This window comes from Priestia megaterium NBRC 15308 = ATCC 14581 (genome assembly GCF_000832985.1).
Classification (GTDB): Bacteria; Bacillota; Bacilli; order Bacillales; family Bacillaceae_H; genus Priestia; species Priestia megaterium.
On record NZ_CP009921.1, the window covers coordinates 262618 to 284122 of the forward strand.

The window sequence follows — 21505 nt, forward strand, 5'->3', positions numbered from 1 at the left end:
TAACTACGCGATGATAGACTTAATGAATTTCAGTAATGCCCGATAAACGAATAGAGAATATATTGTGTTGTTCATCCTCTAGAGAAAGAGTTAGTTCTTTCCCCCAGTTAACTTTTTTATTATTCAAATCTCTTATTAGTTTACCTCTCTATTCAATAAATTATATCCTTTTCAACAATATATAACAAAAAAGTCCTTACTTACAAACAAAATTATTGACGATCCCACTCGTAACCCTTATGAATTTCTAAGCCATATACATAGTGACATAATTATTTTAAAGATAAGTACGCTCTATAGTAAACTTCAAACCCTTTCGGATTGCCAAGAGGATCTAACAGGAATTGAAGGAATGTATAGGATACAGTAAGATGTACACTTTAATCCTACTGACATTATTGATTTAAACTAGACAAAACTAATATTTATCAGAAAAACATTATTGTGATAAAAATAGTCGGTGACAAGACATTTGTTTATGAGTAGTGTTATACTAGTAAGCAGTCTACTAATATCCCCTGAAATAAGTCCATCAGAGCAGCATGTCCACGAGACAAAAAACAGACAAATAAACGACATTTCAAAAAAGATGAAGAGTATTAATTAAATTATAAGAAAAAGAATGCTCTTGGGAGGCGCCTTAGTTTATTGGCAGATCGAGAGTTATTCAATGCTCAATTGTTTTAAATACGGAATATGAGCTAAGTAAAGTGTAAATAATTTAATTAAGGTATTTTATTAACGCAATCTTTAAGGGTTAGTTACTATTGCTTCATAAAAAAGTACAATGTCTAAATTGGTTTTGCATATTCTAATGTTCTCCAATCGAAGTAATACCCTCTGCGAATGAATCAAAGATGGGAGTTTTTAATTTAACATGAAAAATGTTTCAATAGTTTTTTATATTTCGGTAGTCATACTGGCTCTTCTTGTTCTTGTGGGAGTTACAATGCCTGCAACACTTGAAAATGTAACAAGTAGCCTGCAAGATGCTATTACAAATACGTTTGGCTGGTACTATTTAATTGTTGTAACGTTGTTTGTTATCGTTTGTTTGTACTTATTGGTTAGTCCGATTGGTCGGATTAAGCTTGGGAAAGAGGAGGACACGCCTGAGTTTTCACGCCCAACCTGGCTTGCTATGCTCTTTAGTGCAGGAATGGGGATTGGCTTAGTGTTCTATGGTACAGCTGAACCAATTAGTCACTATGCGATTAGCTCTCCAACGGGGGAAACAGGGACAGATCAAGCAATGAAAGATGCAATGAGATATACTTTCTTCCATTGGGGCATCCATGCATGGGCGATTTATGGAATTATTGCTCTCTCATTGGCTTACTTTACCTTTAGAAAAGGAGAGCGTAGCTTAATTAGCGCTACATTAAAACCAATTATCGGAAAACAGGCAGATGGCTTTATAGGAAAGATAATCGATATTATTGCCGTAATTGCAACTGTTATCGGTGTTGCTACGACCCTTGGATTCGGTGCTGTTCAAATTAACGGAGGATTATCTTATTTATTTAACGTTCCTTCCAATCTCACGAGTCAATTCCTTATTGTGTTAGTTGTTACGATCTTATTTATAGTTTCAGCATTAACAGGTTTAGGTAAGGGGATTAAAATTCTTAGTAATACTAATATGATCCTTGCATTGGCACTTTTTCTATTAACGTTTATATTGGGTCCAACTCTATTTACGTTAAATTTGTTTACAGATACAATTGGTGCTTATCTGCAGAACTTAATTAATATGAGTTTTCGTATAGCTCCACTTAATGAAGAACATCGTAACTGGATCAATGGTTGGACCATCTTTTATTGGGCATGGTGGATTGCGTGGTCTCCATTCGTAGGAATCTTTATCGCTCGGGTATCGAAAGGAAGAACTATCCGAGAATTTGTCGTATGTGTTTTACTGATTCCTTCTCTTATCGGTTTCATCTGGTTCGCTACATTCGGTAGTGCAGGGATGTTACTTGAACATGATGGGATTGCTTCTATTTCAAAATTAGCAACAGAAGAATCACTCTTTGGTGTATTTGCCAACTACCCAATGGGAACAACCTTATCAATCATAGCTATTATTCTTATTGGCACTTTCTTTATCACTTCAGCTGACTCAGGGACCTATGTTTTAGGAATGATGACAACGAATGGTTCTCAAAATCCTAGTAATAGTGTAAAGGTCATCTGGGGTGTGTTACTTACAGCTATAGCTCTTGTCCTTCTCTATTCAGGAGGCCTACAGGCTTTACAAAATACCATGATTATTGCAGCTCTTCCTTTTTCGATTGTTATGGTTTTAATGACGGTTAGTCTCCTTAAATCTCTTAACAAAGAAGCGAAAGAATTTGGAATTGGAAAGTTAAAAAAACAAAATAAAAAATAGTAATAAAAAAGCACATTTGTTTGTCTTTCAGTTAACAAATGTGCTTTTTGTTATTTCGCTTATACAAGTGTTTATTCTATGTCTCTTATTTTGTTAGAAAGGTTACTCCGTGATCTCCAGAGGATAATAATGGGGTTAGATAATCTATCGATGGGCAAAGCATTGCCCATCAGCTAAAATATTATTGATTTCAAAAGACGAAACAATTAAAGTATTATTCAAGATAAAGGCTTTCTACAATCAAAAAGTTTCATAGTAATCGACTTTAATGTTAAATATATACTTATTTAACAGCTTCTTTAAGATCCTTGCCCGGTTTAAAAGCAGGAAATTCAAAAGCAGGAATGCTTATTTTTTCACCAGTTTGTGGGTTACAACCCGTTCGAGCTGCACGTCCTCGCACTTCAAATTTCCCAAATCCAATCAAATGGATTCTTTCTCCTTTAGCAAGAGTTTCAGAAATCGTTTCAAATAAGGCGTTTGCAGCTTTTCTAGCGTCTCGCTTCGTTAATGATGTTTTTATCGCAACGGTATTGACTAATTCTGCTTTATTCATCCATATCCACCTCATTCTCTTATTTTTAGAATGTATAGAATCTAAAATAATATGATTTCTATATATTTCTTACTTAATAACATTAGATAAAGGGCCTGAAAACCCTGCTTTCTATAAAAATCAATGCTTTGCAAAAATTATTTATCCGTAACCAGCACCTGAAAATGAAATTAGTATAAAACTGGCACCCTTCAACTATTTTAAAGCATCAACGAGAAGGCATAGATATTGCTCAATCTAAAGGGAAACACCTTGGCCTCCCATCATTACTTTTCCAAAGGAGTGGGATAAAGCATATAAAGAATGAACGTCTGGAAAGATCACTGTCGTAGTATTTATGGATGAAGTAGGAATGAAAAAAAGCTACATTTTATAATAGGGCAAAAGCTTACAGGGCAAGGAAGTAACGTCCTTTTGCCTTTTTATTTTGTTGGCCATGCTAGCAAAATAGGTGATGCTTGCTATATGCAGTTATTCCAATATAAATAATAGGCTACTTGTCTTTTTTCTAAACTGAACATCTCGACACTGAAGTCATTCATAGAAAAACTTTTAGAGGTTGTGTAAGAAAGTAGTAATTCACTTAAGTTCACACATATAGCTCTGGTAAAAACACTCTAATCCAAAAAAGCACCCTGAAAGGATGCTTAATAGTTAGCCTGTAAAACTTCAATTTTTTTCTTGAGTTTTTGGCTTTCTTCCTCTAATTCAATGATTCTATCTTGGAGTTCTTTATTATCCCAGTTATTTTCTAGCTCTTCAGATAATTCCATTCGCTTTTTATGGATTTCAATTCGTTGTTTAGCCATCTCTTCTACTTCTTTATTTAATTGTAATTGTTCATATGGATTCATTGTATTCCCCCCCTTTATAGTCTATGATTTTTACTTTCAACATCAGAAAACAAATCCCTTTAAAATAAAGTCCATTGGGGGCACTTCGAACCAAGGGCTCGTTTACTTTTCGCCTTGATGATTTATACAGCATTTTATATATCGTTGATTTATTAAAGTTTCTCTTAATTGTTTCAATCTTTAAATCTTATATATAAGTTCTTTAAAAAACATTCTCACTGAAAGACGTAAATCGTAATTATAAAATACGCAATAACTAAAGTTAGTATAGTACCTCCATTAATTAATGTAAATCTAATTAAAAGTTTGTTTCTTACTTCTTTTCTATAGGATGCATTATGATAAGCTTGAGTATTGTTAATATAGATTTGGGCAAGCACCTTTAGATTTTTCAAAAAAACAACGAGTGCAAAAACAAATAATAACATCACTAAAAGACTAATCCTTATAATATCCAAATTTCAATATTATCCTTTCCTAATAAACACTTATTCAATGTTTTTTTCTCTATTGTTTGATTCAACAATATCTTGTGTAGTCCAGGGTGAATAACTATACACCCTAATTCATCTACTTTTGAAACAATATCAGTTGTTTTCATTAGTTTACTCACCCTACTTTTTATGCCTTAGATTTATCCTATCCATCAATTGAAACATCAAGCATACTCAATAGTTCAAAACTCTCATGAGCTACTGTAATGATTGTCAGGGGAACCCCTGTAAGCAAAATAGCGTTAAATAACCTGTTTCTTATAAGAGATATAAATAAAAACAGTGCTAATACTATAACAATAGCCTGAGGCAATTTATTTCTCCTTATTTAATCTCAATTAAAATTTTAGGCCCACCCGCAAATTTATCTACTTAATAAGAAATCCAAGAATCTGCCCTATTACAATCAATGATACAAATATCTGACTACCCTTTATCAATCGCATGTTCACAACGCTGCCGTTTTGGAATATTTATCAGCTGGAAAGTAGACCACTTCATCATAGGATTTGATACTTTCTTCTGGTGATGTGACTGCTAAAATAGCATGGCTCTTTCTCACTTTTGGTGAAGGTGCTTTATAGATGATATAGTGAAATAAAAAGGAGCGAATCTCAACATGCCTTTTTCTTCTTTCACTAATATAGAATGCTTACGAGTTATACAAGAAGATCAATCTTATATGTATCTAGTAAAATCTAAACATTCCTCTTGTATATGTCCGTCTTGTCATACTCTATCTCACCGTATTCATAGCCAATATGTTCGATCCCTTCAGGATGTACCGGCGTATGGTAAAACAACATATATAAAGATACAAACACGTAAGTTTTTTTGCGATGACTGTAGTTGCCCACAAGCTATTTTTACAGAAAGATTTACGTGGTTAGGGACCTATCAACGCAAAACCAAACGTTTACAAGAGATGTTAAAGTCAATCGCACTATCTACGAGCTGCAAAGTAGCATCTCGGCTGTCTAAGCATCTAGGTATTGTAACCAGTCATCATACGCTTTTACGCCTGCTTCATAAATTGAAGCTGCCTTCTTATGAACCGCCGGTTCATATTGGGATTGATGACTTTGCATTTAAGAAGCGTTGTCGTTACGGTACGATTATTATCAATCAAGAAACCCGAAGACCCATCGCTATTTTAAATGGGAGAGATAAAGAAACAGTCGTAAAATGGCTCGAACAGCATCCAACGATTCAAACGGTGACTCGTGATGGTTCTTTCACATACGCTAAGGCTATCTCTCAAGCGCTGCCTCATGCTTATCAGATTACGGACCGTTGGCATATTCTGAAAGGTTTATTTACAGCAATTCGAGAGACCTTACAACAATCTTTTCCATCTATATGGAGAAAAACAGAATATAAAAAATCCTACAACAGAACCACTTATTATCCGCAAGACAGATGTTCAACGCCATCAGTATGCTGAGCAAGTTTGGCAACGCGCCTTAGAAGTGAAAGAGTGGAAAGAAAAGGGAAATCCATTGCTTGGATTTCGCGTCAAATGCATATTTCACGTAATACGGTCTATAAAGATTTAAGACGCAAGAAAAAGAGCCTATTAGTCGTGTAAGACTATTAGATCCATTCCTAAATCAATTACGTCAATGGAACCTATCTGGGTGGACGACGAGTCGTATGGAGGCAGAACTTAAAAGATAGGCTATACAGGATGTCGCTCTACTTTAAATGAAGCCGTTTCGAGAATTCGTCATGAATATAGAGCCAGTGCCACAACGCATTCTTTGTCTAGAGCTTCCCTACTGTGGAAAATATGGAGTGAAAAGAATAGAAACTGGTTAGATTCATTACCTTCGGCATGTTTAAAAGAGTTTCCATTAATACCACAATTATTTGAAGTGACACGTAAATTTAGAAACATCGTGAGTAAACGTAGTAATCAAGGCATACCTGGTTGGATTGAAACATGTAAAATGTATTCGTTTCCAGCTCTCGATACCTTTATAACCTATATAGAAAAAGATTTACAAGGGGTAATGGCTGCTTGTGTTGATCCTTTAAGTAATGGGCTATCTGAAGGACATATACATCGTGTGAAGATGTTAAAACGTATGATGTATGGTCGGGCAAGTGATGAGCTGTTGAAAAAACGAGTGCTCATACCATTATTATAGGTAGAGTTGTTTTTCTGAAAAAATAATGCATGTCTTTGACATATAGCGACGTTTACCTTCACCAAAAGTGAGAAAGAGCCACGAAGTCTTGACGGTCACACATATCTTATCCATGGCATACAATGCACCATATATCTCTATAATGGAACTTGCTGAATTTGGTTCTATGCATATGACAACAGCTTTTAATTTTTCGAAAAGGTTGAAACAAAAAGGGTATTTACGAATCATAGAAAAGAAAGTCAAAAGGAAAAATACATGTATTGAGTTAACAAAAAGGGGAGAAGAGTTATTACTTGAAATTTTAAAGAATTTTAAACCGCATGAAAATAAATTTTTTTTAGGAGCTCTTTCAACAAAAGACTTATATGGGAAATTACCTAACTTTACTGAACTAATTACTCTTACTCGTAATATATACGATGAAAATTTAATTGCACTTATGGATAATTATTTGTCCATGATTGAAAGAAACTTAATTGAAGAGGATAGAATGCTTAAGAAAAAAATTGATGAAGTCGTTAAACAATAAATCAAAGATAAATAATATAGAAAGGTCTTAATCAAGTTGAATCAAGCTTTTTACTTAGCTTATTAAGATGCCTACAGGCATCTTTTTTATTGTTTATCTGTATGTAAAGTATAAATATCAATAATAAATCCCCTAGCTTCCTACTTCATTTGTCCACCATCTAATTAAAAGTTGATGAATTGTTATATAATAGAACTTGAACATCATATCTGTATACATTATGATAATTGATTAAAGTGCTATATAGGATAGAATAGGTGGAATTCATATGACAACCAATCCAAAAAACGAACTTTTAAATAATTGGATATCCATTACTAATATTCAACTACGTATTGCTAATGAACTTGAAAGGGCTCTACAAAAAAATTATGATCTATCATTGAAAGAATTTTACGTTCTTTACTTTTTATCTCAAAGCAGTGATAAAAAATTAAGACTACAGCAATTACAAGAGATGGTTGGATTAAGCCAAAGTGCTATGTCACGATTAGTAGGTAGACTTGAGGCTAAGAGTTGTGGAGTTTTGCAAAGACATATATGTGAGGATGACAGGAGAGGTATCTATACTAGTCTGACTGAAAAAGGTTCAGAAAAACTACAGGGATGCTTAGATACTGTTTATACCATTCTTCAATCTGCGTTTTCAAAGGAAAATATTCATCATGAGTTACAAACGTTATTACACGAATCATGACGTAATGCATGTGTTTTTTACAAATTAGTTTATCTTAACTGATAAATAAAAATGACCTAGTAAAATTTACTAGGTCATTTTTATTTATCACTTGGTCCACGTGTACCTTTATAGTGTGAGCATAAACTATAAACATATAAATTGACAAGAAATAAAGAATGATATAAATTATATGCGTGCGCATGCATATAATTTTGTTAAAGGAGATTTTATTATGGATCACTTATTTAGCCCTTATAAGATAAAAGGATTGGACTTAAAAAACCGTATTACGATGCCCCCAATGTGCCAATATTCTGTTGAAAAAAAGGATGGAATTGCTACTGACTGGCATTACTTACACTATGTAAATCGTGCAATCGGTGGGACTAGTTTTATTATAATTGAAATGACAGATGTGGAACCTGATGGCCGTATTACAGATTATGATTTAGGATTATGGTCAGATGACCAAATTCCTGCTTTAGCACGAATTGTAGAAGCTTGTCATCGTTACGGAGCTAAAGTGGGCATCCAAATTGCTCACGCTGGTCGTAAAGCTGAAGATGCAGAGGTACCAGTTGCTCCTTCGGCTATTCCATTTGATAAAAAATCAAAAACACCTAGAGCTCTTTCAACAGATGAAGTGAAAGAAATGGTAAAGAAGTTCCGTAGAGCTGTACAGCGTGCTGTGAAAGCTGGTGTAGATGCTATTGAAATTCATGGTGCTCATGGATATTTAATTCATCAATTCCACTCTCCTTTAACAAATAAACGAGAAGATGAGTATGGAAAAGATCTGACTAAATTTGGCCGACAAATTATTGAAGCAGCAAAAGCTGAAATACCGGAAGATATGCCATTAATCATGCGGATATCTGCTAAAGAGTATGTAGAAGGCGGATATGGCATTAATGAAAGTATCGAGTTTGCAAAAGACTATCAAGAAGCTGGCGTAGATATGTTTCATATCTCTTCAGGAGGTGAAGGTCCTATCGGTGCTGGTGGGAGACCCGGCACGCATGCAGGCTACCAAGTACCATTAGCTCAAGAGATTAGGAAAGCTCTCAATGTTCCAGTCATCGCTGTTGGAAGATTAGATGATCCTGCGCTTGCAAATGCTGTTATCGGTAATGAGGATGCAGACCTTGTAGCTGTGGGAAGAGGCATGTTACGAAACCCTCATTGGGCATTAGAAGCTGCATCTACATTGAAAAGAGAAACGACTGTCCCAAAACAATATGCAGATGGTTTTAGAAGATAAGTTCAAGTAACAAAATATAAAAACTAAGTGTTTTTAGATAGTAAACAAATTTCTTGAAAGTAAAAAACATTAGATATTCATTATCTAATGTTTTTTACTTTGTTGTTATTTTCAGCTTTTTCTTCTAAAAACTGTTTAAATTGTTCTTTGCTCACATTTAAATTCATTGCTTCTCTAACTAGCTTCATCCATTCTTCAGGAAGATTTTTCTCAGAATCCTTCATCATCATTACCTCCCATACTTGTTCGCCTACCCTTAATTTGTAAGTTAAAACGATCTAATATAAGTATATATATCTAAATATATTTCCTTAAGGATTATAAGTTAATATTTATAGGTGGATAAGATTTCTGGATCTTTATTTACAAATGCCCGTTTATCTCTTGCTTTTATGATAATTGACCCTCTTGCACTGCAATCTCTTCTAGTAGTTGAGTTATTTCTTCACTTTCAGGTTCTTCAAGTAATAATAACCATCACACTAATTGGTTATTGTTATCGATTATAGTTAGAGATGCACCATATCTACTTTAAGAGCGTATTTCAACTTGAAAATTTTCTACTGCAGTATCTAACTCAATAATCAATTTAGATAAGTGGTCCGTATGACGTGTTAGCTCATTTGAAGATGCGGATTGCTCTTCAGCTATTGATGCTATTTCTTGAGCAGATGCCGTAGTTTGTTGAGAAACAGCACTTATTTCTTGAATCATCTGAATAACGACTTCTTTTTGTTGATTTATACTGTTAATGGATTCAGTTTCTCTAACGATAGAATCTACTGCCTTTGTTAAAGATTCAGTAATAAACGTCATAGATTCACTCACTGTTTTTACTGCCTGGCTTTGTTCAAAGTTAGTCTGAGTTGTTTCTGTCATCATATTAACAAGTGTGCTATTTTCTTTAAGTATACTATTTATAACTTCGTTAATGTCTTTAGTCGCTTGTTTCGAATCTTCAGCTAAACGTCTAACCTCTTGAGCTACTACGGCAAATCCTCTGCCATGCTCACCTGCTCTCGCAGCTTCTATGGAAGCATTTAAAGCTAATAAATTAGTTTGTTCGGCTATTTCAGAAATGCGATCAGTCACATTTGCAATAGTCTTTGATTTGTTATTTAAATTTGAAACCATTAGTGTAATATCTTTAAAATTCAGGTCTAGGTTTTTATAAGAGGTTTTTAATCCCTCAACTTGTTCCTCGCCTACTCGCACTTGAGTGGAAGCCTCTTTCATTTCTTTTTCAACCATATTAGATTGCTCTAATAATAAGTCAATTTCAATACTTAACTCTTTAATGGTATGTAAACCATTTTCAATTTGATTTGATTGAGCTGATGCTCCCATTGCGATTTCCTCTATGGATTGGGAAACTTCAGCAATTGCGACGTTATTTTCTGAAGCAATAGTATTGACGCCATTAGTGGTTGTTTCGACAGATACGACATTGTTCTTTACTTTAAAAATTAATTGTCTCATGCCAGCAAGCATCTCGTTATAACTCTTTGCTAGATCTCCCAACTCGTCCCTTGATGAAATACTTAGTTCAGTAGTTAGGTCTCCACTTGATGTCTTTTTTAAGACTTCTTGAATATTAAGTATAACCTTTCTTAGCATGCCAGAAAGGTAATAGGCACACAATGCCCCAATTATTAGACCTATAACTATCGAAATAATTCCAGTTTGTTTAATATCATTCATCTTAGAGGAAAAGATGTCTTTGGGTGTTAAAGAAATCACTTTCCAATTTAAATGAGGTATTGTTGTCACTTGGCCAGTATAATCCTTCTTATTTAATTCCACATCAAGAGAATGCACAGAATCATTCTTATAAATTCTTGATACCCAACCATATTGTGAATTAAAGTTTTCTCTGTGTGATATTAAATCACTAACGCCCTCTACAGTACCACTTTTTTCGGGGTTCATATTTTTCCCATCAGAATTTTTTATAAAAGTACTAACCACAAATCCTTGTGAATCTAAGATAATAAGATTATTTTCAGTATACTTTTCTATTTTTCTTCTAGAAACTCCAATTGTAGTTAAGTCTATGTCATAACCTAGGGCTCCTATCATTTTCCCACTTACGATGACCGGAGAAACGACAGAAGTCATAATTTTTCCGGAAATTTTATCTTTGTACACATCCATCCATGTTACTTTAGGTGCCTTTGTTAAAGTTTTGTATGTTCTGGTTTCATGTACATCCTGCTTAAAATCAGCATAAGGAGAAATATGAAGCTTTCCCGTTTTTCCATCCATATAGTAGGCTGAAATAATGGTAGAATCATTTTCCTTAACAGTTTGTAATAATTTGTCGATGCCAGTAACAGAATCTCTGGTATTTATTTCGTTAGATACTACGCCTGATAGCTGCTTTAATGAATTCTCATAACCTTTTAAATTTAAATTGATTTGTTCAGAAGCACTTTTGGCAGTAACTTTGTTTGAACTTAAATTATCTTTTTTTAAAACGTTGCCTATACTTATTTGCATAAAGATAACTGTTCCTATAAGTGCTACAAAGGTGGTTGTACAAATAAATAAAATCCATTTGGTTCGAATAGATAGCCTTCTATCATCATCTTTTTTTCTGAATGAAAATTTTTCTCTCATATAAATACCTTCTCTTTTTGAATTTAAATTTACTTTTTACAAATAAAAATTGGACTAAATTACTATCGGGTTATTTCTTTCTTTCTTAACAACGTTTCAATAAATTTTATTTTTCAGTTTATTTAAACAAGCTGTCATTTGTTTCAAAGTAAATCTAACTGTACAGTTGGTAGAAGAGTATGAAAGTCTTTATGAAAAGCTGCAAGATATGAAAGGAAGCACAAGTTATTTTGAAATTTAAAGGGGTAATCACAAATAAATACTTATTTAGTCTTATGTCACCTTATTTTGTAATCAAAGAGTGAAAAAAGATTAAATTTAAACTAATGACGGTTTTTATAGATTTGAATTCATAGTATGAGAGACAAACCATGAAAAATTCAGTATTATTGAATACATTTTCCAATACAGGGAAAAAGATTAAAGTGATCATTCAAAGGAGGTTTTCATTTTGGCAGAAAATAAAGACGTTAATGCTTCAAACGAGGATGATATAAAACGTGAAACGCTGACTACACGTCAGGGCCATCCTGTAAGAGACAACCAAAATATTCGTACAATTGGTAATCGTGGGCCAGCTACACTTGAAAATTATCACTTTATCGAAAAGATTTCTCATTTTGACCGCGAAGAAGTTCCAGAACGAGTCGTCCACGCACGAGGATCTGGAGCCTTTGGCTACTTTGAAACATATGGAAAAGTGGGGGACGAACCAGTAGAGAAATATACTCGGGCAAAGGTATTTTCAGGTGCGGGCAAGAAAACACCATTGATGGTTCGTTTCTCCACAGTTGCCGGAGCAAAAGATTCTCCAGAAACAGCTCGAGATCCACGCGGATTCGCTGTAAAAATGTACACGGAAGAGGGGAATTGGGATTTGGTTGGGAATAACCTTAAGATTTTCTTTATCCGTGATGCAATGAAGTTCCCTGATATGATTCATGCGTTTAAAGCAGACCCAGCTTCGAACGTGCCAAATCCTCAGAGAATGTTTGATTTTGTTTCCCGTACACCCGAGGCTACCCACATGATTACATTTTTGTTCTCTCCATGGGGAATTCCAGCGACGTATCGTCACATGCAGGGGTCTGGTGTAAATACCTACAAATGGGTGAATGATAAGGGAGAGGCTGTACTAGTAAAGTATCATTGGGAACCTAAGCAGGGAATTCGGAACTTAACACAAGAAGAGGCAAATACGATACAAGCCAAAAACGTGGGACATGCAACGCAGGATTTATACGAAGCAATTGAGGGTGGAGATTATCCAGAATGGGAGCTCTTCGTACAAATTATGGAGGATGGTTATCATCCAGAGCTTGATTTTGATCCCTTAGATGATACGAAACTTTGGCCGGAAGATAAGTTTCCATGGTTGGCAGTGGGCCGTATGGTTCTAGATCGTAATCCAAAGGATTTCCATGCAGAAATCGAGCAAGCCGCCTTCGGTACAGGAGTTCTTGTAGATGGAATGGACTTCTCAGACGATAAAATGCTACAAGGACGTACCTTTTCTTATTCAGATACACAGCGCTACCGTGTAGGTGCGAACTATCTAAAATTACCTGTGAATGCACCGAAAGTGCCTATTCATACGAATCAGCAGCGCGGTCAAATGGATATTCGTGACCCAAAGGAATCTGGGGATAATCCACATATTAACTATGAGCCTTCAATGCTTGGTGGCTTTCAGGAAGAAAATAAGAAAGACCGTGTTCCACATCAACCAACGTATAATGCAGCCGCAATGAGTGCACCAATTGACCGTCCTAACGATTATGGGCAGGCAGGTCACACATACCGTAGTTTTGAAGATTGGGAGCGCGATGAATTGATTAAAAATCTATCGGATGCACTTGCTATTTGTGATAAACGAATCCAAGAAACGATGATTTCTCATTTTACACAAGCTGATGAAGAATATGGTCGACGTGTGAAGGAAGGTATTGAAAAGAAACTACACGAAATGCAGGATATGAAAAATACAAGTGAGGTACCTGGTCGTAAAGCAGGTAAATCAAAATATGGACAAGGTACATTAGCTGCAAATGAAGCAACAGAAGATGCTGTAAAGAAAAGTCACGAAGTCGATCCTTATTAAGTGAATTGCTCTATTTTAAAAATAGGGAACCGACGTATGGGTATAGTATAATCTTAAGGGAATACCTTGCCTAAAACCTCATGATTTAAAAGATACCTCTCCTAATTGACAGGAGAGATATCTTTTAAATCATTCTTTAGTTATTTGTCCAGACATCTTGAGCAATTTGAATTACGTGATTAATTTTATTCCATTGCTCTTCTTCTGTTAATTCGTTTCCTTCTTCTGTACTCGCAAAGCCACATTGAGGACTCAATGACAAGTTTTCTAGAGGAATATATTCACTTGCTTCTTGGATTCTTCGCTTAATGACCTTAGCATCTTCTAATGTAGGGAATTTAGATGTTACCAATCCTAATACAACGGTTTGATTGTTACGTGTAAAACTTTTTAATGGTTCAAAATCTCCTGAACGGTTATCATCATATTCAAGGAAAAGTCCATCTACATGTAAGTTAGCAAAGATTGCATCGGATATAGTATCATAGCCACCACTTGTGATATACGTAGATCTAAAGTTTCCACGGCAAATATGCATAGTAATGAGCATATCTTCAGGCTTTTTAGAAATAGCATCATTTAAGCAACTTACTCGAGTATCGATAATGTCTTTTACATCCATACCAAGCTTCTCAACAACCGCATTGATGCGTTCTTCAGAAACGAAATCAATCCAGGAAGTATCATCTAGTTGTAGATAACGGCAGCCTGCGTCGTAAAAGGCCTGAATAGCTTTTTGATAAGCAGCCACAGTATCATGATAAAATTGATCTCTGCTTCCCTTGTAATATGTATCTTCTTGAATTCGAGTAAATAACATGTTGGGGCTTGGAATAGAGAATTTAGCAACTTGGCTTCCATCACCATACTGTTCGACAGCTTCTTTTAAGAACGTAAAGTGTTCCAGCATATAATGATGATTGAAGTCTACTTTACCTACTACCCTAATCGCTTTATTTTTTGTTTTTGCACCTTTGAATTGGCTGATATATTCTGTTTCAAACTCCTCTACGCCTTCTAAGCCTGATAAGAAGTCCAAATGCCACCATGAGCGTCTAAATTCACCATCAGTGATGGATTTAAGCCCTACCTCAATTTGTTTCTGGACAAGTTTTTCAATTTCTTTGTCCTCTACAGATTTTAAATCGGCCTTATTGATTTTCCCATTCGCATACGCTTCTCTTGCTTCTTTAAGGGGAGTCGTTCGTAAAAAGCTGCCTACGTGATCAGCTTTAAATGGAGCCTTCACTAATGTCTTCGTCATGGTTTTGTTTCCTTCTTTCTTTTCAAAATAAAAAACCTCTTCTTACAAATAAGAAGAGGTTAATAATCGTTATGGATTCTCTTCTTATCTTCAAGCAAATTGCTACTGGAATTGGCACAGTACTTTAACAGTCTGTTGCCGAGGCTTCCTAGGGCCAGTCCCTCCACCTCTCGAGATAAGAATATTCAATTTATTCAACTAGAACAAAGGTTACACTTGTTTTCTTAGATTGTCAACAAAAATTCGAAAAATCAGAAATAATACACCTCTTACCTCATTACCTACTGCAGTAAGGGTTCTTTGTTATTTTTCGATTGGACAGGCAAGCTTACCGCAGTAGCTACATAGTATCTAAAGTATTATAACTCCGTTATCTAATCAGTAGCTAGTTCAGTATCGATACCCCGTTAATACAAGCTTTATAACCCTGTTGAAGCCATTTGTGGAACCTGTAAGGGAGCTGAAGGGGGCGACCGGATGCGTTGAGCTGAAAAAACAGGTACGTCAAAAGCAAAAAAATTAAAAGAATGAAAGAAGGTACCAACATGAGAAAAACGCATTATAATACTTTTCGAAACTTCTTCCATAAACCATCCTCTAAACCTTCAACGAAACCTCGTCCCTTCAGGGCTTATTCCTTTGTTCCTTTTAGTCCACTAGCCATGCTTGATTCCACTATTTTGACCATAGGAGGCATTGTCTTAGGGGTTGCTCTCATCGAACGAATATTAGAACGGTGGGGTGTGATTGATCTGGTCGATCAGTTTTCAAAGGTGATGCGTTTTATCCTACCTGTCACCTTTTATGGGGCCTTATTTTACTTTTTTGCGACTTTTATGTTTTAAGGAGGGTTTTAGATGTTTGAAAAACTAAAATTGCGTGGGAAGCTTATTAAAGCGTTTCGTACAGCAGAGATTTATCGAGTCATAAAGCGTGGGGATCGTGCCTCCTATCAATTTCCGAAAATCCATCGGATCGATCATCATAATAACTATACTCGGTATGCCTTTTCTTTACTAAATGGCATTGATCCTGAACTCTTAACGAAAAAAAGATGGGCATTACGACAAGTATTAGGCAGCAATATTGAAGTGAATGGCAGCTTAAAAAACTTTAGTATTACCGTTCATCACAAAGACTTACCTACCATGCTTAAATATGATTATGAAACAATCCATCCTCATATTGAGAAGATGGAGCTGCCTGTCTGTATTGGTCAAGAAATCTATGGAAACTTCATTTCGTGGGACTTTGCGGATCTAGAAACCTTGCTAATATCGGGTGAAATTGGAGCTGGAAAAAGCAGTCTCATGCGTGTGATCCTCACAACATGGGTAAAATATGCCTCTCCTGAAGACTTGCGCTTAGTGTTGGTGGATCTTAAACGAGCTGATTTGGGGCTATTTCATGGGATTGAGCATGTGGATGCGCTTTGTTTTGAGGCAAAGGACATGAGAAAACCTTTTGCTTTATTACGAACTGAAATGTATCGAAGAGGAGACTTACTGTTAGAGCATGGGGTCACTCATATCAGCAGGCTACCTTTTAAGCTGCCTCGTATTGTAGTGGTCATTGATGAAATGTCCATTGTGAAGAGAGAAACGGATCTTGTAGAGATGATCCAACAGTTTGCCAGCCAAGGTCGAGCACTAGGTGTTCATACGATTATTGCCATGCAGCGTCCCGATGCCGATTTGTTAAATTCAGCACTAAAAGCGAACTTACGGGTCCGGATCTCTGGAAGGCAGGCCGATGCGATAAATGCAAAAGTAGCTGGAGTAATTGGTGCCGAAGAAATCGATGCTGCAGCCAGAGGGCGCATGAAGATTAAAATTGATGAGGTCAAAGAATTTCAAGCCTATTTTTTAGATGAAGAAGTTTGTAAGGAACTACTTTCTTCTTATAAAACACATGTGAAAGATCCTGAGCCGCAACTCGAGGTCGTGTCACAGTCTATCTTCGGATTATTAGAGAAGGAGGAACAGCGATGAGTTTTCGACTATCTCAACGTGATAAAGACATCATGGCATTTATTAACCAGTTTAGAGCCGTGGATCGAGACTCATTAGTTCATCTATTCTTTAAACAGCTCAAATCGCCCGTAAATGCGTGTAATAGCGTCATGGTACGTTTATATCGATTAGGGCTCATTGAGCGTACACAGCAGTATTCTCCGACGGTCTATTTACCTGTGGATGCAAAGATCAAAAAGAACTCTCGAAAAATATTACATTTCCTTTCTATCTTGGAAATCTATAAACAAATGAGTACGTATGGTATACCTAAACAAGTCATTGTTGAAGATAAGCCCACTGGAAGAAAAGGAGGAATTGAGCCCGATCTGTTTTGTATCTTTAAAGGATCTCCGTTTTGGATTGAAATTCAACGCAATCAGTATTCGGAGCAAAAAATGCAGGATAAGATCCACCTCTATGAGGAGTTCTTCTTTTCGGATGAGTGGAAAGCGTTGCAGTGGCAGCCTGAAGATCGAGCAGCTATCTTCCCTTCTGTTATCTTAATTACGCCTATTCGATATGCAGTATCTTCAGACTATTTCCGTCTTATACAAGTAGCAAGTATCCATGAATTGATGGAGAAATATAAGAGCGTGGGTAAACAACAAAGAGATGGAAAGCCACGGGCCTCAGCTTCTTCCGGTGGGATTAAAATTAATCTCACATAATGACGGTCAACATAAAAAAGCCGCCTCAATACAGGGAATGAGGCAGCTTTTTTATGTCACACTCGTTGAAATGTAAATGTTACAGTAATTAAATAATAGCAAATTTATTCCAAAAATTCTACATTTTCCATTAATTTGTGTGAATTCAAAACGACTATTCACACCCTTATTTCCCGATTTCAAGCTATTAGGTCCGTTTTACAAGTTATATAACTGTCCCCTTTAAAGGTTAACTGTTGATATATGAGCGTAATATATTTATTGTTAAATAAGTTATAAATATTAACATTTTTGGTAAATGGGTGGGATGGTCATTGCAGGGTTATAAGGGTGTTTTAAAACAGACTTTGATTATAGAGATAGAAAAGGCCCGGGAGAATATGATTCAAGTAGCACTAGAAGAAGGAATGACAAGTGACAACGCACTTCAAGTCAGCCAGTTTATTGATCAATTGTTAAATGAATTACATAAGATTAGATTAACAAAGTAAGTTTTGTCTTTCTTTATACATAAGAAGCTATCGCATTCTATTAGCATTGGCCTAGCATGAGAAAGCGATAGCTTTTTAGTAAGTGGTGATTAACTTACTAACCGACTTGTAAATTATAAATAATTTGGGTAATAAAGTAAAGTTATAATATGCTGGCACATATGTATAGAAGGCAGGCTTTTTATACGTGATTTCTTCATTCACCTCGAACTGAAATGTGGATAAATCAAAACTGTATAAAAACCTGCATAAAGAAGAAACAAGGCCTCATCTAGAACCCTTCTCCCAACAGGGTTCTTTTTGGTATGTGTTCTGAAAAGAATGTTTATGTAAACTAGCTTTGTATATCGTATACATATAAAGAATAAAGATTTAAGAATAAGTTTTCTAACGTTTTTTTCATCGGTTACCCTTCAACTTTTAGAATCTTGACCTCATTTTTCACCGAAAATGTGATGACCACAGGTCCTTCAGGCGGGTTGTGTGGACCTGTAAACGTGTCGTATTTCACTTTCACTACGAAATCATAGTTTGAGAATCCACCCGATACACGCTTCACACTCAAAATATCTGCATTCCACAAACTATAACTACGATCAGGGTATTTTGTTCGAATCGCTTTCTCCGCATAGGGATTTAACAACATTAAAAAGGCATCATAGAAATCCGTGTGCTTCTGTTTAATGGACGGTTGAGGAGCAGCTTCTGTATAACTGACCATTCCTCCTGTTAACCATAGGAAAAGAACTGTGGCAGCCATTAATCGTTTCATTAGTTATCCTCCTCTAAGTGCTTGTTTCAGCTAGTTTTCCCTTGAAAATATGGACGATACGTAACTTTAAAAAATGAGTTAAGAGTCTAGGTTTTATGTGACATAGCATGATAAAGGGCAAACTAAAAAAGAAGAAGGCTATTTATATAGTCTCCTTCTTTTGTTTCTATAACTGTGATTATGGTAACTAAGTTTTCTACCTAAACTATTACTTTAATGTTATTTTTAGTAATAGGGAGAGTGGGATATGAATTTAAAAAAGAGCCAGTCTTATATCGATTTGACAATAAAAAATTGGGATAACACAGAGTTTGGCAGTAAGTTATGGGAAATGTGTGAAGCAGCTAGAGAATATGGAAATGATCAAGTTGAAGTCCATCAAGTAGTCAATTTAGGGAAACGTAAAGGAGAATGGCATTACTTGATTATCTTAAATATCAGTCAAGATTTAGATAATTTAGGAGAACTTATAGAAAGTAATTATAGGTAATCAAAGCCCCATTTTTCTATGTTGTAGGATAATGGGAGTTTGGTTCCTGTAATACGTTTTATGTTAACTAAAAAAGCCAAAAATCCACTGACTAGGCCAGTGGATTTTCGGCGATAACTACTACTCTTTCTACTAATTGTAACAGTTCATCACTGGGGCCGCGGAACAAAATCATACGTCCCCCTTCTAACGTCGGTTGGGGTTCAGGAGATAAAAATTCAATTCCTTTTTTCTTATAGTGGTTTATTGCTTCGTTCATATTCTCTACTGTAAAAGCAAGATGATTAACAATTCCACTTTTATTATAGTCGCTCATAGGATTAATATCTCGAATTAGTTCAATTTCTACACTTGGCTGTTCGTCCAAAAACAAAAATGCCATCTCTTTTGTTTTTGAAGACCCTCGAAGACGAACCTTGAAGTCAAACATATCCGAGTAATATTCAATGGCCTGATCCATATCCTTAACAATTATAGCTACATGTTCCACTTTTTTTATCATTTATATTCTTCCTCTCCATAAAAAATAACGTTACTTAAAACGCTGGTTCATCTAGTGATCGTCTATGTACTGCAAAATTAATGTAACTATTATTATTTCACTATTTTTTTCCACCTGTAAGGATATAACGTGTAGGGATTAGCGCATTGCAGTACTCATTAACAAAAGAGGTAAGATTATTTTAACCTTACCTCTTAGAACTGGATCGCTTATGGCGCAATATCTTCTAACACCTTCTCACGTGTCTCAATCATCTTAAATGCCATGAATGCACCTACTGCAGCTACACAAGCGAATAGAACAAAAACAGAACCAATACCTTTAGCGCCTAATACAAAGCCGAGTATCGTAGGAGCAATGGCTGAAGCTAGTCGCAACCATGCTGTCGAAAACGCGATTCCAAGTACTCTCATACGTGTTGGGTAAATTTCTGGCGTATAGAGATAGAGAAGAACCGTAATTGTTCCCATGACGCCGTATGCTGCTGAACCTAAATACATAACACTTTCAGCAGATTTTGCACCGTTAAACCAAAGCGTTGTTAAAAGTAACCCTACAACTAGAAAAGCGATAGTTGCCCACCTTTTACGTCCAACTCTATCAATAAGTAACGCGCAAGCAAACACAGCTACTGTTTGAATGACATTCGTTAGTGACGCTGCATGTAGAGATTCTTCTAATGGAAGGTTATAAACTGTTTTGTATAAACTTGGAAGCCAGTTATTAAGTCCGTTCGCAACAAAGTAGGAAGAAAACCAAAGAGTCCAAACAATTAGCGTTCTACTGCGGTAAAAAGGGGAAAATAATTCTTTCCAATCTCCTTTTACTACAGCTTGAGGTGCACTAATTTTTGCCTCTATACGTTTATCCGTACTCGATTCAATTTCTTCAATTACTCGTTCTGCTTCATCGAATCTGCCCTTTGAAATTAACCAACGAGGAGATTCGCGCAATTTAAAGAAGAATAAAAAGACAATTAATCCACCAATTCCACCGATTAAAAACATCCATTTCCATCCAAAACTAGGTACAACTAAAGCGCCAATCTGCGCAGATATCATTAACCCAAGAGGGAAGATCATTTCATATAGCATAAAAAAACGTCCGCGTCCTTGTGCAACTGAAAGTTCATTTATATAAGCTGCAGCAACAGGAACTTCACCACCTACTCCGATGCCTTGCACAAAACGCAGCCATAATAGGGCATGAAAATTCCCCGCAAACGCACAAGCAATACTCATTCCTGACATTAAAAAGATGGTCCATTTAGCACTATAAACACGTCCAAATCGTTCAGCTAACCAACCAAAAAAGATAGCTCCAATCGCTTGTCCAAGATATCCAGAACCGATAAGAATACCGATTTGACCAGGAGTTAAATTCCATATTCCAATTAATACAGGCAAAACGAATGCTAGAGATAATGCATCAAAAGCATCAAAAAATGTGGCTGAACCCATGATGACACGTGGTTTAATATGCCAACGTGAAAAGGGAACGCTCTCTATACGTGTAAGCAGTTCAGTAGCACGGTTAGACAAACCAATTTCTTCGTGATCATAGTTGATAGTCTTAGTGGGTTCTGAAGAATTTCTGTTTAATTCTGTATTCATACATAAATCCTCCTTAGTAGCCATTCCCTCTAATCGCAATGACAATGATCCT

General features: G+C 35.8%; 21 protein-coding genes and 1 riboswitch. Of the genes, 12 read left to right on the forward strand and 9 right to left on the reverse strand.

The features are described 5' to 3' along the window. The first annotated feature begins 877 nt into the window (after positions 1-877). On the forward strand, positions 878-2392 hold the full coding sequence (locus BG04_RS28820) for a glycine betaine uptake BCCT transporter (RefSeq protein ID WP_034655709.1): 1515 nt from the start codon (positions 878-880) through the stop codon (positions 2390-2392). Positions 2393-2675: 283 nt separating this feature from the next. Here BG04_RS28820 and BG04_RS28825 read toward each other — a convergent pair whose 3' ends face one another. The 3 genes from BG04_RS28825 to BG04_RS30725 all read right to left on the reverse strand — a co-directional run bounded on the left by BG04_RS28825 (position 2676) and on the right by BG04_RS30725 (position 4403). Further along, the gene (locus BG04_RS28825) at positions 2676-2948 is read right to left on the reverse strand and encodes an HU family DNA-binding protein (RefSeq protein ID WP_034655711.1); all 273 of its coding nucleotides are present in this window, start codon (positions 2946-2948) and stop codon (positions 2676-2678) included. Positions 2949-3595: 647 nt separating this feature from the next. Continuing rightward, entirely contained in the window at positions 3596-3802 is a 207-nt protein-coding gene (locus BG04_RS28830; RefSeq protein WP_034655714.1) for a hypothetical protein, read from the reverse strand. 445 nt (positions 3803-4247) lie between these two features. Further along, positions 4248-4403 carry a hypothetical protein gene (locus tag BG04_RS30725; protein ID WP_155720770.1) on the reverse strand — a complete coding sequence of 52 codons (156 nt, stop codon included), beginning with the start codon at positions 4401-4403 and terminating at the stop codon, positions 4248-4250. A gap of 575 nt (positions 4404-4978) precedes the next feature. Here BG04_RS30725 and BG04_RS28840 point away from each other — a divergent pair. From BG04_RS28840 to BG04_RS28860, 5 genes are all read left to right on the forward strand, one after another. Next, the gene (locus tag BG04_RS28840; RefSeq protein ID WP_236702277.1) at positions 4979-5740 is read left to right on the forward strand and encodes an ISL3 family transposase; all 762 of its coding nucleotides are present in this window, start codon (positions 4979-4981) and stop codon (positions 5738-5740) included. Positions 5741-5969: 229 nt separating this feature from the next. Next, complete coding sequence (locus BG04_RS30730; RefSeq protein WP_080775538.1) at positions 5970-6446, forward strand: transposase; 477 nt, start codon at positions 5970-5972, stop codon at positions 6444-6446. An 88-nt stretch (positions 6447-6534) separates the two neighbouring features. After that, the gene (locus BG04_RS28850) at positions 6535-6978 is read left to right on the forward strand and encodes a MarR family transcriptional regulator (RefSeq protein ID WP_051975664.1); all 444 of its coding nucleotides are present in this window, start codon (positions 6535-6537) and stop codon (positions 6976-6978) included. A gap of 268 nt (positions 6979-7246) precedes the next feature. Continuing rightward, entirely contained in the window at positions 7247-7675 is a 429-nt protein-coding gene (locus BG04_RS28855; protein ID WP_034655806.1) for a MarR family winged helix-turn-helix transcriptional regulator, read from the forward strand. Positions 7676-7889: 214 nt separating this feature from the next. Beyond that, positions 7890-8918: an NADH:flavin oxidoreductase/NADH oxidase gene (locus BG04_RS28860; RefSeq protein ID WP_034655804.1), complete on the forward strand. Its 1029-nt coding sequence runs from the start codon at positions 7890-7892 to the stop codon at positions 8916-8918. An 80-nt stretch (positions 8919-8998) separates the two neighbouring features. On the opposite strand, the gene BG04_RS30170 is transcribed toward BG04_RS28860, so the two are convergent. Both BG04_RS30170 and BG04_RS31795 read right to left on the reverse strand, forming a co-directional pair. Further along, positions 8999-9142 carry an anti-repressor SinI family protein gene (locus BG04_RS30170; protein WP_080743220.1) on the reverse strand — a complete coding sequence of 48 codons (144 nt, stop codon included), beginning with the start codon at positions 9140-9142 and terminating at the stop codon, positions 8999-9001. Positions 9143-9449: 307 nt separating this feature from the next. After that, positions 9450-11537, reverse strand: coding sequence for a methyl-accepting chemotaxis protein (locus BG04_RS31795; protein ID WP_051975663.1), 2088 nt, complete (start codon positions 11535-11537; stop codon positions 9450-9452). Between the two features lie 451 nt (positions 11538-11988). Between BG04_RS31795 and BG04_RS28870 the strand changes: the two genes are divergently transcribed. Beyond that, positions 11989-13638, forward strand: a complete 1650-nt coding sequence (locus BG04_RS28870) for a catalase (protein WP_034655801.1) — start codon at positions 11989-11991, stop codon at positions 13636-13638. Between the two features lie 136 nt (positions 13639-13774). Here BG04_RS28870 and BG04_RS28875 read toward each other — a convergent pair whose 3' ends face one another. Next, on the reverse strand, positions 13775-14902 hold the full coding sequence (locus BG04_RS28875; protein WP_034655799.1) for a 5-methyltetrahydropteroyltriglutamate--homocysteine S-methyltransferase: 1128 nt from the start codon (positions 14900-14902) through the stop codon (positions 13775-13777). Between the two features lie 81 nt (positions 14903-14983). Further along, positions 14984-15084, reverse strand: a riboswitch (SAM riboswitch). 363 nt (positions 15085-15447) lie between these two features. Here BG04_RS28875 and BG04_RS30175 point away from each other — a divergent pair. The 4 genes from BG04_RS30175 (at position 15448) to BG04_RS31895 (ending at position 18076) form a co-directional block, all read left to right on the forward strand. Next, complete coding sequence (locus BG04_RS30175; protein ID WP_080743219.1) at positions 15448-15747, forward strand: hypothetical protein; 300 nt, start codon at positions 15448-15450, stop codon at positions 15745-15747. A gap of 12 nt (positions 15748-15759) precedes the next feature. Continuing rightward, positions 15760-16893, forward strand: coding sequence for an FtsK/SpoIIIE domain-containing protein (locus tag BG04_RS28880; RefSeq protein ID WP_034655796.1), 1134 nt, complete (start codon positions 15760-15762; stop codon positions 16891-16893). Next, positions 16890-17585 (forward strand): hypothetical protein, encoded by a 696-nt coding sequence (locus BG04_RS28885; protein WP_034655795.1) that lies wholly within the window; start codon positions 16890-16892, stop codon positions 17583-17585. Before BG04_RS28880 ends, BG04_RS28885 begins: the two co-directional genes overlap by 4 nt. Positions 17586-17887: 302 nt before the next feature. Further along, positions 17888-18076, forward strand: coding sequence for an aspartyl-phosphate phosphatase Spo0E family protein (locus BG04_RS31895; protein WP_282958757.1), 189 nt, complete (start codon positions 17888-17890; stop codon positions 18074-18076). Between the two features lie 406 nt (positions 18077-18482). On the opposite strand, the gene BG04_RS28895 is transcribed toward BG04_RS31895, so the two are convergent. Further along, a complete protein-coding gene (locus tag BG04_RS28895) occupies positions 18483-18848 on the reverse strand; it encodes a DUF3888 domain-containing protein (protein ID WP_051975662.1) in 366 nt (121 codons plus the stop codon). Between the two features lie 247 nt (positions 18849-19095). Between BG04_RS28895 and BG04_RS28900 the strand changes: the two genes are divergently transcribed. Further along, positions 19096-19338: a hypothetical protein gene (locus BG04_RS28900; RefSeq protein ID WP_034655790.1), complete on the forward strand. Its 243-nt coding sequence runs from the start codon at positions 19096-19098 to the stop codon at positions 19336-19338. Positions 19339-19429: 91 nt separating this feature from the next. Here BG04_RS28900 and BG04_RS28905 read toward each other — a convergent pair whose 3' ends face one another. Then, positions 19430-19840: a VOC family protein gene (locus BG04_RS28905; protein WP_034655788.1), complete on the reverse strand. Its 411-nt coding sequence runs from the start codon at positions 19838-19840 to the stop codon at positions 19430-19432. Positions 19841-20049: 209 nt separating this feature from the next. Next, the gene (locus tag BG04_RS28910) at positions 20050-21453 is read right to left on the reverse strand and encodes an MFS transporter (protein ID WP_034655786.1); all 1404 of its coding nucleotides are present in this window, start codon (positions 21451-21453) and stop codon (positions 20050-20052) included. Between the last annotated feature and the right edge of the window lie 52 nt (positions 21454-21505).

Bases quoted from the DNA above. Each gene is read 5' to 3' on its own strand.
- BG04_RS28820 (WP_034655709.1), top strand. From the start codon at position 878: ATGAAAAATGTTTCAATAGTTTTTTATATTTCGGTAGTCATACTGGCT.
- BG04_RS28825 (WP_034655711.1), bottom strand. From the start codon at position 2,948: ATGAATAAAGCAGAATTAGTCAATACCGTTGCGATAAAAACATCATTA.
- BG04_RS28830 (WP_034655714.1), bottom strand. From the start codon at position 3,802: ATGAATCCATATGAACAATTACAATTAAATAAAGAAGTAGAAGAGATG.
- BG04_RS30725 (WP_155720770.1), bottom strand. From the start codon at position 4,403: ATGAAAACAACTGATATTGTTTCAAAAGTAGATGAATTAGGGTGTATA.
- BG04_RS28840 (WP_236702277.1), top strand. From the start codon at position 4,979: ATGTATCTAGTAAAATCTAAACATTCCTCTTGTATATGTCCGTCTTGT.
- BG04_RS28855 (WP_034655806.1), top strand. From the start codon at position 7,247: ATGACAACCAATCCAAAAAACGAACTTTTAAATAATTGGATATCCATT.
- BG04_RS28860 (WP_034655804.1), top strand. From the start codon at position 7,890: ATGGATCACTTATTTAGCCCTTATAAGATAAAAGGATTGGACTTAAAA.
- BG04_RS30170 (WP_080743220.1), bottom strand. From the start codon at position 9,142: ATGAAGGATTCTGAGAAAAATCTTCCTGAAGAATGGATGAAGCTAGTT.
- BG04_RS31795 (WP_051975663.1), bottom strand. From the start codon at position 11,537: ATGAGAGAAAAATTTTCATTCAGAAAAAAAGATGATGATAGAAGGCTA.
- BG04_RS28875 (WP_034655799.1), bottom strand. From the start codon at position 14,902: ATGACGAAGACATTAGTGAAGGCTCCATTTAAAGCTGATCACGTAGGC.
- BG04_RS30175 (WP_080743219.1), top strand. From the start codon at position 15,448: ATGAGAAAAACGCATTATAATACTTTTCGAAACTTCTTCCATAAACCA.
- BG04_RS28880 (WP_034655796.1), top strand. From the start codon at position 15,760: ATGTTTGAAAAACTAAAATTGCGTGGGAAGCTTATTAAAGCGTTTCGT.
- BG04_RS28885 (WP_034655795.1), top strand. From the start codon at position 16,890: ATGAGTTTTCGACTATCTCAACGTGATAAAGACATCATGGCATTTATT.
- BG04_RS28895 (WP_051975662.1), bottom strand. From the start codon at position 18,848: ATGAAACGATTAATGGCTGCCACAGTTCTTTTCCTATGGTTAACAGGA.
- BG04_RS28900 (WP_034655790.1), top strand. From the start codon at position 19,096: ATGAATTTAAAAAAGAGCCAGTCTTATATCGATTTGACAATAAAAAAT.
- BG04_RS28905 (WP_034655788.1), bottom strand. From the start codon at position 19,840: ATGATAAAAAAAGTGGAACATGTAGCTATAATTGTTAAGGATATGGAT.
- BG04_RS28910 (WP_034655786.1), bottom strand. From the start codon at position 21,453: ATGAATACAGAATTAAACAGAAATTCTTCAGAACCCACTAAGACTATC.